At 69.8% G+C, this 15,235-nt stretch carries 15 protein-coding genes; 11 read left to right on the forward strand and 4 right to left on the reverse strand.

Annotated elements, in window-relative coordinates; genetic code table 11:
- Nucleotides 1-18: 18 nt before the first annotated feature.
- A complete protein-coding gene (locus VEA62_RS10335; RefSeq protein ID WP_324821311.1) occupies nt 19-1,122 on the reverse strand; it encodes an inositol-3-phosphate synthase in 1,104 nt (367 codons plus the stop codon).
- Nucleotides 1,123-1,461: 339 nt separating this feature from the next.
- On the opposite strand from VEA62_RS10335, the gene VEA62_RS10340 reads away from it, so the two are divergent.
- The 9 genes from VEA62_RS10340 to VEA62_RS10380 are packed head-to-tail and all read left to right on the forward strand — an operon-like array spanning nt 1,462 to nt 11,587.
- Nucleotides 1,462-2,574, forward strand: coding sequence for an NAD-dependent epimerase/dehydratase family protein (locus tag VEA62_RS10340; protein WP_324821313.1), 1,113 nt, complete (start codon nt 1,462-1,464; stop codon nt 2,572-2,574).
- Nucleotides 2,571-3,614, forward strand: coding sequence for an SDR family NAD(P)-dependent oxidoreductase (locus VEA62_RS10345; RefSeq protein WP_324821315.1), 1,044 nt, complete (start codon nt 2,571-2,573; stop codon nt 3,612-3,614). Before VEA62_RS10340 ends, VEA62_RS10345 begins: the two co-directional genes overlap by 4 nt.
- Nucleotides 3,615-3,634: 20 nt before the next feature.
- Complete coding sequence (locus VEA62_RS10350) at nt 3,635-4,726, forward strand: glycosyltransferase family 4 protein (RefSeq protein ID WP_324821318.1); 1,092 nt, start codon at nt 3,635-3,637, stop codon at nt 4,724-4,726.
- Nucleotides 4,723-5,838 carry a CgeB family protein gene (locus VEA62_RS10355; protein ID WP_324821320.1) on the forward strand — a complete coding sequence of 372 codons (1,116 nt, stop codon included), beginning with the start codon at nt 4,723-4,725 and terminating at the stop codon, nt 5,836-5,838. Before VEA62_RS10350 ends, VEA62_RS10355 begins: the two co-directional genes overlap by 4 nt.
- Nucleotides 5,838-6,929 (forward strand): CgeB family protein, encoded by a 1,092-nt coding sequence (locus tag VEA62_RS10360; RefSeq protein WP_324821322.1) that lies wholly within the window; start codon nt 5,838-5,840, stop codon nt 6,927-6,929. Before VEA62_RS10355 ends, VEA62_RS10360 begins: the two co-directional genes overlap by 1 nt.
- Nucleotides 6,926-9,037 carry a bifunctional glycosyltransferase/UDP-glucuronate decarboxylase gene (locus VEA62_RS10365; protein WP_324821324.1) on the forward strand — a complete coding sequence of 704 codons (2,112 nt, stop codon included), beginning with the start codon at nt 6,926-6,928 and terminating at the stop codon, nt 9,035-9,037. The genes VEA62_RS10360 and VEA62_RS10365 overlap by 4 nt, the downstream gene beginning before the upstream one ends.
- 6 nt (nt 9,038-9,043) lie before the next feature.
- Nucleotides 9,044-9,586: a DUF1003 domain-containing protein gene (locus tag VEA62_RS10370; protein WP_324821326.1), complete on the forward strand. Its 543-nt coding sequence runs from the start codon at nt 9,044-9,046 to the stop codon at nt 9,584-9,586.
- A complete protein-coding gene (locus VEA62_RS10375) occupies nt 9,579-10,565 on the forward strand; it encodes an MDR/zinc-dependent alcohol dehydrogenase-like family protein (RefSeq protein WP_324821328.1) in 987 nt (328 codons plus the stop codon). The genes VEA62_RS10370 and VEA62_RS10375 overlap by 8 nt, the downstream gene beginning before the upstream one ends.
- Nucleotides 10,562-11,587, forward strand: a complete 1,026-nt coding sequence (locus VEA62_RS10380; RefSeq protein ID WP_324821330.1) for a Gfo/Idh/MocA family oxidoreductase — start codon at nt 10,562-10,564, stop codon at nt 11,585-11,587. Before VEA62_RS10375 ends, VEA62_RS10380 begins: the two co-directional genes overlap by 4 nt.
- 6 nt (nt 11,588-11,593) lie before the next feature.
- On the opposite strand, the gene VEA62_RS10385 is transcribed toward VEA62_RS10380, so the two are convergent.
- Nucleotides 11,594-12,346 (reverse strand): Crp/Fnr family transcriptional regulator, encoded by a 753-nt coding sequence (locus tag VEA62_RS10385; protein WP_324821332.1) that lies wholly within the window; start codon nt 12,344-12,346, stop codon nt 11,594-11,596.
- A gap of 302 nt (nt 12,347-12,648) precedes the next feature.
- Entirely contained in the window at nt 12,649-13,371 is a 723-nt protein-coding gene (locus tag VEA62_RS10390) for a Crp/Fnr family transcriptional regulator (protein WP_324821335.1), read from the reverse strand.
- A gap of 155 nt (nt 13,372-13,526) precedes the next feature.
- On the opposite strand from VEA62_RS10390, the gene VEA62_RS10395 reads away from it, so the two are divergent.
- Entirely contained in the window at nt 13,527-13,811 is a 285-nt protein-coding gene (locus tag VEA62_RS10395; protein WP_324821337.1) for a DUF6894 family protein, read from the forward strand.
- Nucleotides 13,812-13,813: 2 nt separating this feature from the next.
- A complete protein-coding gene (locus VEA62_RS10400; RefSeq protein WP_324821339.1) occupies nt 13,814-14,056 on the forward strand; it encodes a DUF6894 family protein in 243 nt (80 codons plus the stop codon).
- 2 nt (nt 14,057-14,058) lie between these two features.
- Here VEA62_RS10400 and VEA62_RS10405 read toward each other — a convergent pair whose 3' ends face one another.
- Complete coding sequence (locus tag VEA62_RS10405; RefSeq protein WP_324821341.1) at nt 14,059-15,204, reverse strand: DNA (cytosine-5-)-methyltransferase; 1,146 nt, start codon at nt 15,202-15,204, stop codon at nt 14,059-14,061.
- Nucleotides 15,205-15,235 lie beyond the last annotated feature (31 nt).

The raw sequence follows: 15,235 nt of genomic DNA on the forward strand, positions 1-15,235 counted from the left end.
AAACGGCGGCGACGGTGATCACGAGGCGAGGCGCGCCGCGGACTGGTCCCGGCCCTCGATGAAATCGAGCGTGCGCAACCGCGCCTCCTCGTCCGTGAACTGTTCGGGCGGCGACTTCATGAACCAGCTTGAGGGGCCGATCAGCGGCCCCGACACGCCCCGGTCCAGGGCCAGCTTGGCGCAGCGCACCGCGTCGATGACGACGCCGGCGCTGTTGGGGCTGTCCCAGACCTCCAGCTTCAGTTCGATGTTAAGGGGCACGTCGCCGAAGGTCGTGCCCTCCAGCCGGATGTGCGCCCACTTGCGGTCGGTCAGCCAGGGCACGAAGTCGCTCGGCCCGACATGGACGTCGTCGGCGCCCAGCGGCACGTCCAGCTGGCTGGTCACCGCCTGGGTCTTGGAGATCTTCTTCGACGTCAGCCGCTCGCGCTCCAGCATGTTCTTGAAGTCGGAGTTGCCGCCGAAATTGAGCTGGTACATGCGGTCGATGCGGACGCCGCGCTCGCGCATCAGATTGGCCAGCACGCGGTGCACGATGGTCGCCCCGACCTGACTCTTGATGTCGTCGCCGACAATGGGCAGGCCCCGCTGCCGGAAGCGGGCGGCCCACGCCGGGTCCGAGGCGATAAAGACCGGAATGCAGTTCACGAAGGCGCACCCCGCCTTCAACGCGGCCTCGGCGTAGTATTCCGTCGCCCGCTGCGACCCGACCGGCAGGTAGGAGACCAGCACGTCGGCCCCGCTGTCGCGCAGCACCCGGGCCACGTCGACGGGAGGCTCGCCGGACTCCTCGATGTCGCCGGTCATATACTGGCCGATGCCGTCGAGGGTCGGCCCGCGCATGACCGGCACGCCCGTAGGCGCTGGCGTCGCAAAGCGGATGGTGTTGTTGGGGTCGCTGAAGATCGCGTGGGCGACGTCGCGGCCGACCTTGCCGGCGTGGACGTCGAACGCCGAGGCGATCTCCATGTCGCCGATATGATAGCCGCCCAGTTCGACGTTCATCAGTCCCGGCGGCGGCTCGTTGCCCGCCGCCTCGGCGTAATGGGTCAGTCCCTGCACGAAGGACGAGGCGCAGTTGCCCACGCCGGCCACTGCTATGCGAACTTTTTTCCGGCCCATGGGCGCCTCCAGGCTCCGGCTGCTCCATGCAAGCCGAACAGTTTGGAAAGCATCTATAAAGCTTATGGTTCCGCTAAACCCGAAGCTTCACAACAGCAACAATAAGCCAAGGTTATTGTTACGCTACTTGCTGACGGCAATTTTCAGGAACTCAACCAAGCACATATCGAGATATGTCGTGTGTCCGACATAGAGGTTCGGGGAACTAACCAGTAGAAGAAGATGTTGCTCGACCGAACCTGAACCGGAGAGCCGCGATGCCGAAGCCCCGCCCCCTCACCCGCCGCCCGAGAATTTTCAGCGCCCCCGGCGCGGTCGCGGGCTGATCGGGAGCAGCTCATGGGAGACACCATCCTGATCACCGGCGGGGCCGGTTTCGTCGGACGGCATGTGGCGCGGGCCCTGCTCGAACAGGGCCACCGGGTGCGGGCGCTCGACGCCCTGATCGAACAGGTTCACCCGACCTGCACGCGGCCTGACGAACTCGATCCCGACGTCGAACTGATGGTCGGGGACATCCGCGACGAGACGGCGGTGCTCGCGGCCCTGTCCGGCGTCGACAAGGTCATCCACCTGGCGGCGGAGGTGGGCGTCGGCCAGAGCATGTACGCCATCGACCGCTACACCTCGGTCAATGACTACGGCACCGCGGTGCTGTTCCAGCAGCTGATCGACAAGCCCGTGCAGCGGGTCGTCGTCGCCTCGTCAATGAGCATCTACGGCGAGGGCCTCTACCGCACCGCCGGCGGCGAGCTGATGCAGGAGGTCGTGCGCGGGCCGCGCAATCCGGACGGCGGCTGGGACCCCCTCGACCCCGGCGGCCGCCCGCTGATCCCGGTTCCCACGCCCGAAACCAAACAGCCGGCGCTGAAGAGCGTCTACGCCATCAACAAGTATGTCCAGGAGCGGCTGACCCTCACCCTCACCGCCCAGTATGGCATGGAGAGCTGCGCCCTGCGGCTCTGGAACATCTACGGCCCGGGCCAGGCGCTCTCCAATCCCTACACCGGCGTGCTGGCCATCTTCGCCTCGCGGATCGCCAACGGCCAGGCGCCGATGGTGTTCGAAGACGGCCAGCAGCGCCGGGATTTCGTGCACGTCTCCGATGTCGCGCGCGCCTTCCTGCTGGCGCTCGAGAAGCCCGAGGCGGACGGCGAGGTCTTCAACATCGGCTCGGGCGAAGACCGGACGGTGGAGGAGGTGGCGCGGCTCCAGGCCGCCTCCATGGGCCGCGCCGACCTCGAACCGCAGATCACCCAGCAGGCCCGCGCCGGCGACATCCGCCACAACATCCCCGACCTGACGAGGGCGCGTGAGGTGCTCGGCTACCAAGCGCAGGCGGACTTCTCCGAAGGACTGGAAGAACTGGCTGAATGGGTCGCGCGGCAGGAAGCCGAGGACCGCGTCGTCGAGGCCCGCCGCGAACTGGAAATGCGGGGCCTGGTCGCATGAGCCGCATCCTGATCACCGGCGGGGCCGGCTTCATCGGCAGCAACCTGGCGGACCGGCTGGCCGGGACCGGACACGACGTCGTGCTGATGGACACGCTCGCCCGGCCAGGGGTCGAGCGGAACCTGAAGTGGCTGCTGCTGCGCCACCGCAACCGCATCCGCAATCTGCAGACCGATGTGCGCGACGCAGCCGGCGTGGCGACCGCCGTGGCCGACGTCGACGCCGTCTTCCACCTCGCCGCCCAGGTCGCCGTCACCACCAGCCTGTCCGACCCCCGCGAGGATTTCGACATCAATCTGGGCGGCACGCTGAACGTGCTGGAGGCGGCGCGCGAACGGCGCACGCCGGTCATCTTCGCCAGCACCAACAAGGTCTATGGCGACCTCGCCGACGTTGGCCTTGAACTGGTCGACGACGCCTGGGCGCCGGTCGATTCCGGCCTGCGCCGGGCCGGCGTGGACGAGCGCCGGCCACTCGACTTCCACACCCCTTACGGCTGCTCCAAGGGTGGGGCGGACCAGTACGTCCTCGACTACGCCCGCAGCTTCGGTGTGCCGGCCTGCGTCGTGCGCATGAGCTGCATCTACGGCCCCCGCCAGATGGGCACCGAGGATCAGGGCTGGGTCGCCCACTTCCTGATCCGGGCCCTCAACGACGAGCGGATCACCCTGTTCGGAGATGGCCGGCAGGTGCGCGACATCCTGCATGTCAGCGACGCCGTCCGCGCCTATGTCGCGGCGCTGGAGCGGATCGAAGGGGTCAGCGGCCGCGCCTTCAACCTCGGGGGCGGTCCTGCCAACGCCGTCAGCCTGCGCCAGCTGATCGCCCACATCGAAGGCCTGATCGGTCGCCGCGCCGATGTGGTGTTCGAGGACTGGCGGGCGGGGGACCAGCGCTACTTCGTCGCCGATACCTCGGCCGCGCGCACGGCGCTGGACCTGCCGGCCCCGATCGCCTGGCGGGAGGGCGTGGCCGATCTGGCCCGCTGGCTGCGCTCCGAGGGCGGTCTCCTCAATCCGCCGCAGACGGTCGCGGCATGACGTCGCTGCAGCCGCGACGCATGCTCATGACCACGGACGCGGTCGGCGGCGTCTGGGCCTATGCGCTCGATCTCTCCGCCGGTCTGCTGGCGCGCGGCATCGGGGTGACGCTCGCCGTCCTCGGTCCCCCACCGGGGCCGGGCCAGCGCCGGGCCGCCGAGCGGATCGAAGGACTCGGGCTGGTCGAAACCGGCCTGCCGCTCGACTGGACCGCCGCCGACGCCGGAGGGATCGCCTCGGCGGCGCAGGAGATCGCCCGGCTCGCGGCCGCATGCGACGCCGATCTGGTGCATCTGAACACCCCGGCGCTGGCAGCGGACGGACGCTTCGCCATGCCGGTCGTGGGCGCCTGCCATTCCTGCCTCGCCAGCTGGTGGAGCACGGTGAAGGGCGAGCAGCCGATGCCGGAGGCCTTCCGCTGGCGCACCGACCTGCTGGCGCGCGGGTACGCCGCCTGCGACCGGCTGATCGCCCCCAGCTATTCCTTCATGCAGGAGACGGCCGCCCTCTACGGCGTACTGCCGCAGGCGGTTCGTAACGGCCGCACGCCCGCGCGCGCCGCTCCGGCCACGCGCCGCAACCCGGTGGTCATGACCTCCGGCCGGCTGTGGGACGACGGAAAGAATGTCCGCGCTCTCGACCGGGCGGCCGGGCGCATGCGGGGACAGGTGCACGCCGCCGGTCCGTTGAAGGGCCCCGACGGACAAGCCGTCGCCTTCGAGCATATTCTCTGCCTGAACCAGCTGGATGCGCCGGTGCTCGCCGGGCATCTGGAGCGCTCGGCGGTGTTCGCCTCCCTGTCGCTCTACGAGCCCTTCGGCCTGGGCGTGCTGGAGGCGGCCCAGGCCGGCTGCGCCCTCGTCCTGTCCGACATCCCGACCTTCCGCGAGTTGTGGCAGGGCGCCGCGGTGTTCGTCCCCGCCGAGGACGATCTCGCCGTGGCAGAGGCGCTCGACAGTCTGCTGGACGACCCCGGACGCGCCGCCGAACTGGGCCGTTGCGCGGCGGAGCGCAGCACCCGGTTCACGGTCGACGCCATGGTCGAGGGAACTCTGGCCGTCTACGCCGAAACGCTCGCCGCCCGCGCTCCCTTCCCGGAGGTGGCGGCGTGAAGATCGTGTATTTCACCCACTCGCTGGAGTCGTGCTGGAACCACGGCAACGCCCACTTCCTGAGGGGCGTGCTGCGCGACCTGATCGCCCGTGGCCACCAGGTGGCGGCCTACGAGCCGCGAGACGCGTGGAGCCGCGCCAACCTCGTCGCCGATCATGGCGAGGCCGGGCTGGAGCCGTATCGCCGCGCCTATCCGGAACTGACCAGCCGGCGCTTCGACGAGCCGGATCTGGAGCAGGCGCTGGACGGCGCCGATCTGGTCATCGTCCATGAGTGGAGCGAGCCGGCCCTGGTCGCCGCCGTCGGCCGCGCCCGCAAGCGCGGCGGACGGTTCACCCTGCTGTTCCACGATACCCATCACCGGGCGGTCAGCGAGCCCGAGGGCATCAGGACCTTCGACCTGTCCGGCTATGACGGCGTGCTGGCCTTTGGCGAGACCCTGGCCGAGGTCTATCGCCGGTGGGGCTGGGGCGACCGCGTCTTCGTCTGGCACGAGGCCGCTGACATCCGGCTGTTTCATCCGCCGGCGCAGGAGGGCCCCCGCGAGGGCCTGATCTGGATTGGCAACTGGGGCGACGGCGAGCGAACGAAGGAGCTCGAGAGCTTCCTCTTCACCCCCGCCCGCGACGCCGGCCTGACTCTCGACATCCACGGCGTCCGCTATCCGCCGGAAGCGCAGGCGATGCTGAGGCGGTACGGCGTCCGCTACCACGGCTGGCTGGCCAACGCCGCCGCACCCGCCGCCTTCGCGCGCCACATGGCGACGGTGCACGTGCCGCGCCGCTTCTACGTCCGCCAGTTGCCGGGCATCCCGACCATCCGTGTGTTCGAGGCGCTGGCCTGCGGCATCCCGCTGGTCAGTGCGCCATGGCAGGACAGCGAAGGGCTGTTCAGCGTCGGCGAGGACTTTCTGATGGTCCGCTCGGGCGACGAGATGGCCCGGGCCCTGCGCTCGCTCCGGGCCGACCCCGACCTGCGCCGCGGGCTGGCCGAGCGAGGCCTCGCCGCCATCCGCGCCCGCCACACCTGTACGCACCGCGTCGACGAACTGCTCGCCATCGCCGCCCGCCTGCAGGCCACGCCCGCCGCCCCCGAAATGGAGACCGCCTGATGAAGATCGCCTTCTACGGGTCCAGCCTGCTGTCGGCCTACTGGAACGGCGCCGCCACCTACTACCGCGGCATGCTGCGCGAACTGGCGGCGCGCGGCTGGCGGGTGACCTTCTACGAACCCGACGCCTTCGACCGCCAGTCGCATCGCGACATCGATCCGCCCGACTGGGCCGAGGTGGTCGTCTGGGAGAACTCGCCTGAGGCCTGCCGCGAGGTGATCGCCCGCGCCGCCGACGCGGATGTGGTGGTCAAGGCCTCGGGCGTGGGCGTTTTCGACGAAGCGCTGCTGGCGGTCTTCGACCACGCCAGGCCCGACGCCCTGACCGTCTACTGGGACGTCGACGCGCCCGCGACGCTGGCGGAGATATGCGATCAGCCGGAGCATCCGCTGCGCCGCGTCCTGCCGGGCATCGACATGGTCCTGACCTACGGCGGCGGCCCGCCGGTCGTGGCGGCGTTCGAGGCGCTCGGCGCCCGGCTGTGCCGACCGATCTACAATGCGCTCGATCCGACGACGCATCACCCCGTCGCACCGCAGGCCCGGTTCGCCGCCGACCTGTCGCTGCTCGCCAACCGCCTGCCCGACCGCGAGACGCGCATCGAGCGCTTCTTCATCGAGCCGGCCGCCTCCCTGCCGGATCGCCACTTCCTGCTCGGCGGCAACGGCTGGCATGACAAGCCGCTGCCGGACAATGTGCGCGCCCTCGGCCATGTCGGCACCGCGGATCACAACGCCTTCAACTGCTCGTCGCTGGCCGTGCTCAACGTGTCGCGCGACAGCATGGCCGGGAACGGCTTCTCGCCGGCCACCCGGGTGTTCGAGGCGGCCGGAGCCGGCGCCTGCCTGATCACCGACCATTGGGAGGGCATCGACCAGTTTCTCGAGCCGGACGAGGAGGTGCTGGTCGCCCGCGACGGCCGGGAGGTCGCCGATCAGCTCGCGGCCCTCACCCCCGACCGCGCCCGCGCCATCGGCGAGGCGGCCCGCCGACGGGTGCTGGCCGAACACACCTACGCCCGCCGCGCCGGGGAGGCCGACGGCCTGTTCCGGCAGGCGCTCGCCGCCCGCCGCGAAAGGAGCGCCGCATGAGCCGGCCGCTGAACATCGTGGTGCTGGGTCTCAGCCTGTCGTCATCCTGGGGCAATGGCCATGCCGTCACTTTCCGCGCCCTGCTCGGGGCCCTGGCGGCTCGCGGTCACCACATCCTGTTCCTCGAACGGGAGACGCCCTGGTACGCCGCGCACCGCGATCTCGAGACGCCCGACTGGTGCGACCTCAGATTCTACGACGGACCGGGCGGGCTCGAAGCGTTCGCCGCCGAGGTCGCCGGCGCCGATGCTGTGGTGGTGGGCTCCTACGTGCCAGAAGGGATCGCCGTCGGCGACTGGGTGCGTCGCACGGCCCGGGGCGTCGTCGCCTTCTACGACATCGACACCCCGGTGACCCTGGCGCGGCTGGAGCGCGACGACTGCGACTATCTCGCCCCCCGGCAGATCCCCGCCTACGACATCTACTTCTCCTTCACCGGCGGCCCGACGCTGGAGCGGATCGAGCGGGAGTACGGCTCGCCCGCCGCCCGCGCCCTGTACTGCTCCGCCGACCCGGAGGTGTACCGGCCGATCGACGCGCCGCGCCGCTGGGACCTGTCGTACCTCGGCACCTGGAGCGCCGACCGCCAGCCGGTGATCGACCGTCTGCTGATCGAGCCGGCTCGCCGCCTGCCGCGGATGAGCTTCGTCGTCGCCGGCCCCCAGTATCCAGACGACATCGACTGGCCCGCCAATGTCCACCGCATCGACCATGTGCCGCCGGCTGACCACCCGGCCTTCTACGCCGCCAGCCGCTTCACCCTGAACGCCACCCGGGCCGACATGGTCGAGGCCGGGTTCAGCCCGTCGATCCGCCTGTTCGAGGCCGCCGCCTGCGCCGCACCGGTGATCTCCGATGTCTGGCCCGGGCTGGACCAGTTGTTCACCCCCGGCGACGAGATCGTACTCGCCCGGTCGGCCGACGACGTCGTCGCCGCCCTCCAGTCGCCCGCCCGGGACGGCCGGCGCATGGGCCTGGCCGCCCGCGAGCGCATTCTCGCCGCCCACACCCCCGCGCACCGCGCCGAAACGGTCGAGCACGAACTGCTCGCCGCCCGATCGCGCCGCGGCGGCGTCCTCCCCTCCCGATCAACGGAGACTCCCATGAAGACCATCGCGGATCGCAAGTCGGTTCTCGTCGCCGGCGGCGCCGGCTTCCTCGGCTCCCACCTCTGCGACCGCCTGCTGGCCGAGGGCCATCACGTCGTCTGCCTCGACAATCTCCAGACCGGCGACCTGTCGAACCTCGACCAGGCGATGAAGAGGCGCAATTTCGAGTTCGTCCGCCACGACGTGGTCGAGCCCCTGCCCGCGCGGCTGGCCGAGCGCCGCTTCGACCGCGTCTACGACCTCGCCTGCGCCGCCTCGCCGCCGCAGTACCAGGCCGATCCCGAGCACACGATGCTGACCTGCGTCCTCGGCGTCACCCACCTGCTTCAGCTGGCCCAGAGGTCCGGGGCCCGCTTCCTCCTGACCTCGACGAGCGAAATCTACGGCGACCCGGAGGTGCACCCCCAGCCCGAGACCTACCGCGGCAACGTCAATCCGATCGGCCCCCGCGCCTGCTACGACGAAGGCAAGCGCGCCGCCGAGACCCTGACCTTCGACTACGACCGCTCCGGCCGCGGCGAGGTGCGGGTCGCCCGCATCTTCAACACCTACGGCCCGCGCCTGTCTGCCGCCGACGGGCGGGTCGTCTCCAACGTCGTCAGCCAGGCCCTGACTGACCAGCCGATCACCGTCTTCGGCGACGGCAGCCAGACCCGCTCGTTCTGCTACGTCGACGACATGATCGGGGGCCTCATCGCCCTGATGGAGCACGATGGCCCCCAGCCCGGCCCGATCAATCTCGGCAATCCGGTGGAGATGACCGTTTCGAACCTCGTGGAGGTGGTGCTCGATCTGACCGGCTCGTCGTCGGAGGTCACCTACCAGCCCTTGCCGGCCGACGACCCGCGCCGCCGGCGTCCCGACATCGCCCGCGCCGCCGAGGTGCTCGACTGGCGCCCGACGACCCCGCTCGAGGAGGGGCTGCGCCGCACCATCGACTGGTTCGACGGCGAGCGCCTGCGGATGGCGCGGGAGGCCGCCGCGGCGATCGGCGCGTGAGGACGGATGGTCATCCCGGGCCCGACCACGGAGTCCGCCGGGGGCCTGGCGTCGGTCCTCAGGCGCAACATCGCCGAAATGCGCGAACGGCGCGCAGGCGTCGAGCGGGCGGCGCCGGCCAGCGAACGGATCGCCCAGCGGATCACCGACTTCGCGGGCAGCATGCGGTTCGTCCTCCTGCACCTCATCCTGTTCGGCGGCTGGATCCTGATCAACTCGCTCGGGCCGTCGGCGTGGCGGTTCGATCCGAGCCTGGTGGTCCTGGCCATGGCGGCGTCGGTCGAGGCCATCTTCCTGTCGACCTTCATCCTGATCAGCCAGAACCGGATTTCGGCCGCCGAACGCCGCCGCGCGGAACTCGATCTGCAGATCAACCTGCTGGCGGAACACGAGGTGACGCGGCTGATCGACCTGGTCACCCGTATCGCCGACCGGCTCGAGGTGCCGGCCCGCGACGCCGATCTGGACGAGCTGCGCCGGGATGTCGCGCCCGGAGCCGTGCTCGACAGCCTTCAGGAAGACGATGAACCCGGGGAGAAGGATGACTGACGTTCTGGACCAGACCCGCACCATGCGCGCCGCCGTCGTGACCGGCCCCGGCCGCATGGAGGTGCGCGACGCGCCGCTGCCTGAGCCCGGCCCCGGCCAGGTGCGGATCAGGCTGGAGGGCTGCGGCGTCTGCGCCTCGAACCTGACCCCCTGGGCCGGGCCGGAGTGGATGACCTTCCCGACCGAACCGGGCGGCATGGGCCACGAGGGCTGGGGCGTGGTCGACGCGGTCGGCGAGGGCGTGACCTCGGTCAGGGCAGGCGATCGCGTCGCGGCCCTGTCGCACCACAGCTACGCCGAATACGACATTGCCGACGAGGCGGCGGTGGTGGCCCTGCCGCCCGCGCTCGACGGACAGCCCTTCCCCGGCGAGCCGCTGGGCTGCGCCTTCAACATCTTCCGGCGCAGCGGCGTCAAGGCGGGGGACACGGTGGCCGTCGTGGGGGTGGGCTTCCTCGGCGCCATACTGACGCGGCTGGCGACCGACGCAGGCGCCCGGGTGATCGCCATCTCCCGCCGCCCCTTCTCGCTCGATCTCGCCGTCCGCATGGGCGCGGCCGAGACCCTGCCGATGGAGGACCACTACGCCATCATCTCGCGCGTCGGCGAGCTGACCGGCGGCGCCTTCTGCGACGTCGTCATCGAGGCGGTCGGCAAGCAGTGGCCGCTCGACCTCGCCGCCGAACTGACCCGGGAGCGGGGCCGGCTGGTCATCGCCGGCTACCACCAGGACGGCCCCCGGCAGGTCAACATGCAGTTGTGGAACTGGCGCGGCCTCGACGTGATCAACGCCCACGAGCGCGACCCCGCCGTCTATGTCCGCGGCGTCAGGGAGGCGGTCGAGGCCGTGGTCTCCGGCCGCCTCGACCCCACGCCGCTCTACAGCCACGCCTTTCCTCTGGACCGGCTGGACGAGGCGCTCGACGCCACGCGCGACCGTCCCGACGGCTTCCTCAAGGCCCTGGTGATGATGCGATGACCGACGCTCTTCTGGACCGCCACCCCGTCTCCGCTTCGATGCGCAGGCCCCGGATCGGCTTTCTCGGCGTCGGCTGGATCGGCCGTCACAGGATGGAGGCCATGCTGGCGACCGGCGCGATCGAGGCCGCCGTCATCGCCGACCCCTCGGACGCGATGCGCGCCGATGCGGCGGGACTGGCTCCGGAGGCGGCCCGGGTCGGCGGCTTCGACGCCCTGCTGGAGCACGATCTCGACGGCGTCGTCATCGCCACCCCCAGCGCCCTGCACGCCGAACAGGCGCGACTCGCGCTCTGGCGGGGCATGGCCGTCTTCTGCCAGAAGCCGCTCGGCCGCACCGCCGCCGAGGTGCGCGAGGTCATCGACGCCGCCCGCCGCGCCGACCGGCTGCTGGCTGTGGATCTCAGCTACCGCTTCACCGAGGCCGCCGTCCGCATCCGCGACCTGGTCCGCGGCGGCGAACTCGGCCGGATCCATGCCGTCGAACTGACCTTCCACAACGCCTACGGACCGGACAAGCCGTGGTTCTACGACACGGCCCTGTCGGGCGGCGGCTGCGTCATGGATCTCGGCGTGCATCTGGTCGATCTCGCCCTGTGGCTGCTCGGGGATGCGGAGGTGGCCGATGTCTCGTCGCACCTGTTCGCCGGCGGCCGTCTGCTCGAGGACGCCGGCCAGGCCGAGGACTACGCCGTCGCCACCCTGACCCTGGACACCGGCGCCGTCGTCCGCCTCGCCTGCTCGTGGCGACTTCCGGCCGGCCAGGACGCGGTGATTTCCGCCAGCCTGTATGGCGAGAGCGGCGGAGCCGAGCTGCGCAACGTCGGCGGCTCATTCTACGACTTCACGGCCGAGCATTTCGAGGGCACCGCCCGTCGGCTTCTGACCTCCCCGCCGGACGCCTGGGGCGGACGCGCGGCGGCCGACTGGGCCCGCCGGCTCGCCGCCGGCGAGGGATTCAGTCCGGACGTGGAAAGCCTCGTCCCCGTCGCCCGGACTCTGGATCGCATCTATCGCCGATAAGCGGCCTCAGGCGACACGTCGCGGCCCGGTCAGGTCATCCGGCTCAAGGCCGCGGACACCATGGGCGTAGCATTCGCAGGCATGCCTCTCGAGCCGCGCCATGTCCAGCACCTGCAGGACGCCCCGGCTGTAACGGATACACCCCTCCGCCTTCAGGTGCAGGGCGCTGGCGTTGAGCGTGGTCCGCTGCACGCCGAGGACCATCGCCATGTCCTCCTGGGTCAACGGCAGGCGGCTATCGCCGGTGCGGACGCAACTCAGCAACAGCCATTTCGCCAGTCGCGCGGTCACATCGTGCAGGACGCTACAGGCATGTTCGTGCTCGGCCCGGATGGCCGCGACCCGGATGGTCCGCAGCAACGCACGCCTGATGCCCTCGTCCTGATCCGCCGCGGCCTTCAGCACCGGCGCAGCAATGGCCTTGGCGGGACCCCCGATCCTGACAACGGTCCTGCAGACCTCAGGCTCGGATGTCAGGCACGACAGAACGCCGACCGCGTCACCCTGCCCCAGCGTCGCGACCTCGACCGTCCGGCCATCGGACATCGTGACCACGCTCGACAGCAGCGCTCCTTCGGGGAAGATTACCGTGCGGGAAACGACACCTTCCTCGCCGACCGTATGGCCGGCCGTAAGTCGCACATCCCGGATGTAGGTCGAGATCGCACCGGGCTGCGCGCGAAGCAACGCCAGCAGGAGCTGGTTCTGCGACGCCATAACCGGCGCGTTTTCAGCAGACGGAAGTGTCTCAAGAATCATATCGAGCCAATGATATAATAAGCGGGAGCCTCACTAGAGGTTCCAGCGACGCTCTAGTGTAGTATCCGTGCTGCATATCATTAGTGCAGCGCCCGGTTTCTAACCTGCATCAACTTCACCAACTTTTTTGAGAGTGGAAGACATCCCGCAACCTGAGGTCGTTCGATCCGGGTATCCGCCGCGACCACACGGGACGAGAGCCGACACCGGTGCGCCCTGGATGGTCTGAAGAATACGGATGTTCGTGAGCCCGGCCCTAACCTGGATCAGGTTGGCCGCTCGATTGGAGAGTCGCCAGGACCTCAGGCGACCTGGGCGGACAGCTGCCGGTCGAGGTGGAGGTAGCGGGGGTTGAAGTCGCCGACGTCGCGCATCCGTTCCCACGAGGGGAAGATGATGTTGCGCTTGTTGCGCGTGATCAGCCCATCGGCTTCCAGCGACTTCAGCGTCCGGTTCACATGGACGGGCGTCAGACCGACGGCGTCGGCGAGCTGTTCCTGGGTGATCGGCAGCTCGAAGCCCTCGCCGTCGACCAGCCCCTGGGCCTCCATCCGGCTGGCGAACTCGCACAGCAGATGCGCCAGTCGCGTCCGCGCATCCCGGCGGCCGACATTCAGCACCCACTCCCGGAAGATCGAGCCCTCGACCAGGATGCTGCTCAGCACGGCCTGCCGGATCAGCGGGCGTGCGTTGACGAGGTCCTGCAGATCCTTGCGCGGAATGAAGGCGACTTCGCCCCGGGTCAGCATCTGGACGCTGTGATCAGCCATGTCGAGGAACAGATGCTGCAGATCCAGCGCGTCGCCCGGGATATGCAGGGCGACGATCTGGCGGACACCGTCGCCTGTCAGCTTCTGCCGGTATGCGAACCCCGAGCCCAGCACGCCGCAAACGGTAGGCACATCGCCTTCACGCGTCAGATAGGTCGACGCCTCCACGACCCGGGTGCGGTGCGGCAGGGCCAGCACGGCGTGCCGATCCTCCTCCGGCAGGTCAATGATGAGCTCCAGCCTTCGCAAAAACATCTGAAGGGGAGTGTCGTCGAGAGGCATCATGGCTCCAGCATTGCGGGGCGGGAGCACATGGAAACTCTCTGTCGCCGAAGCCCGGATAACCGTTCGGTGATACTCTACAATAACATAAATCGTGTCCGACGACTTAACTTGTGTTATGTTTCATTTTGCTGAGCAGGCTTTCGCCCAGTGCGAAGGTCTTCATGCCGCTTTATTATTTCCACCTCCGCGACGGCCACGACACCCTTCTCGATCCGGACGGGCGCGATCTGACCGGACCCGATGCGATCGCGCAGGCCGCACTGGCTGAGGCGCGCGCCCTGATCAGCGAAGAAGCCCGCTTGGGCCGCATCCGTCTCGATCAGCGCATCGAGGTCGAGGACTCCGGGGGGCGCGTGGTGCACCGCCTCTCGTTTGATGAGGCGGTCGAGATCACCGGCAGAGGCCGCTGACCATGCCGCGCTATTTCTTCGACATTACCTCGGAGCACGCCGTGCAGGACGAGGACGGCGAGGAACTCGCCAGCAGCGAAAGCGCCCGCGATGTCGCCATCCGCATCGCCGCCGAAGTGCTGCCGGTCCATTCTCGTCAGTTGGTCCAGACCGGCCGGGTCGCCGTCAGTGTCCGCGACGAGCGCGGCGTCATCGTCCATGAATTGGAATGCCGCCTGACCAGCCGGTCGCCGGCCGCCCGCTGAGTTCAGGCGGCCCGGCGCGCCGCACCGGATGCATCGACCAGCGGCTCGAACAGATGCCGGGCCAGATGGCGAACCACCGGGGCGGCCACCCCGTCGCCCGTCAGGTGGTAGGCGTCGCTGTAATTCCGCGGCAGCACGTAGCTGTCGGGCAGGCCCATCAACCGCGCCGTCTCCCGCGCCGAGATCAGCCGCGACCGGACCCGGGGACCGTCGACGACAAGGATGATCTGGCGGCTCGACCCTCCAGCGGGTGTTCGCAGACAGCCCGCCACATCGTCGAACCGCACCTCGGCGCGCTGGGCCTTGTCGCCGGCCGCGTCGACACGCGTGCGGCGATAGACCCCCCCGACCATGCGCCGGCCCGCGCGCCGCGCCGCCTCCACCTTGGCCGCGTTGACCGGCGACATCAGGTCCAGCAGCCGCTTCGTCTCGGCCTGATCATGCCAGGCCACGCTGTCGGGCGCGTCCTCGATCAGGTCGGCGAAGGTGGTCAGCCGCCGCGCCGGCGTCGGCAGGTTCAACCACACCAGCCGGTCGCCGATGCCGGCGGGAAGCGCCGCAACAGCCCTGCGGACGGCGCGCGTATGGAACGGCTCGATCGGCCCCGGCGACAGCAGCTCCGGCGCGATCCCCACCCCGTCGCGCACCCCGATCACGAACAGGCGCGGCCGGCTCTGCGGCACGAACAGCCCGGCGTTGACGACCAGCGCCCCGTACCGGTAGCCCGCCTCCGCGAAGCTCCGGCAGATCGCCTCGAAATCCTTGCCGCCGCGCGAGGTCAGGGTCCCGCAGACGTTCTCGACCGCCACCAGCGCCGGCGCCCGGCCCTGATCGGCCAACTGGCTCACGATCCCCATGAAGGCGTGGAAGGTCCCCGAGCGCTCGCCGCCCAGCCCGGCCCCGTTCCCAGCCAGCGACAGGTCCTGACAGGGGAAACTGCCCCAGACCAGATCCGGCTCGCCGGGCATGTCGCCGACCTCGAGCCCGCGGATGTCCCCGACAGTCAGCTCTCCGCCCGTGCCCCAGTTGGCTTGGTAGGCGAGACCCTTGCGGGCGTCGAAATCGTTGGCGAACAGGCAGGTCCAGCCCTCGCCCAGTCCGGCCCGCGCCATCCCGCCGCCGGCGAAGAACTCATAGAAGCTGGGCAAGCGTCGTCATCCCCGGACCGAAGCGGACCCG

Source organism: Brevundimonas sp. (assembly GCF_035627475.1).
In the GTDB taxonomy this organism is placed as follows: Bacteria; Pseudomonadota; Alphaproteobacteria; order Caulobacterales; family Caulobacteraceae; genus Brevundimonas.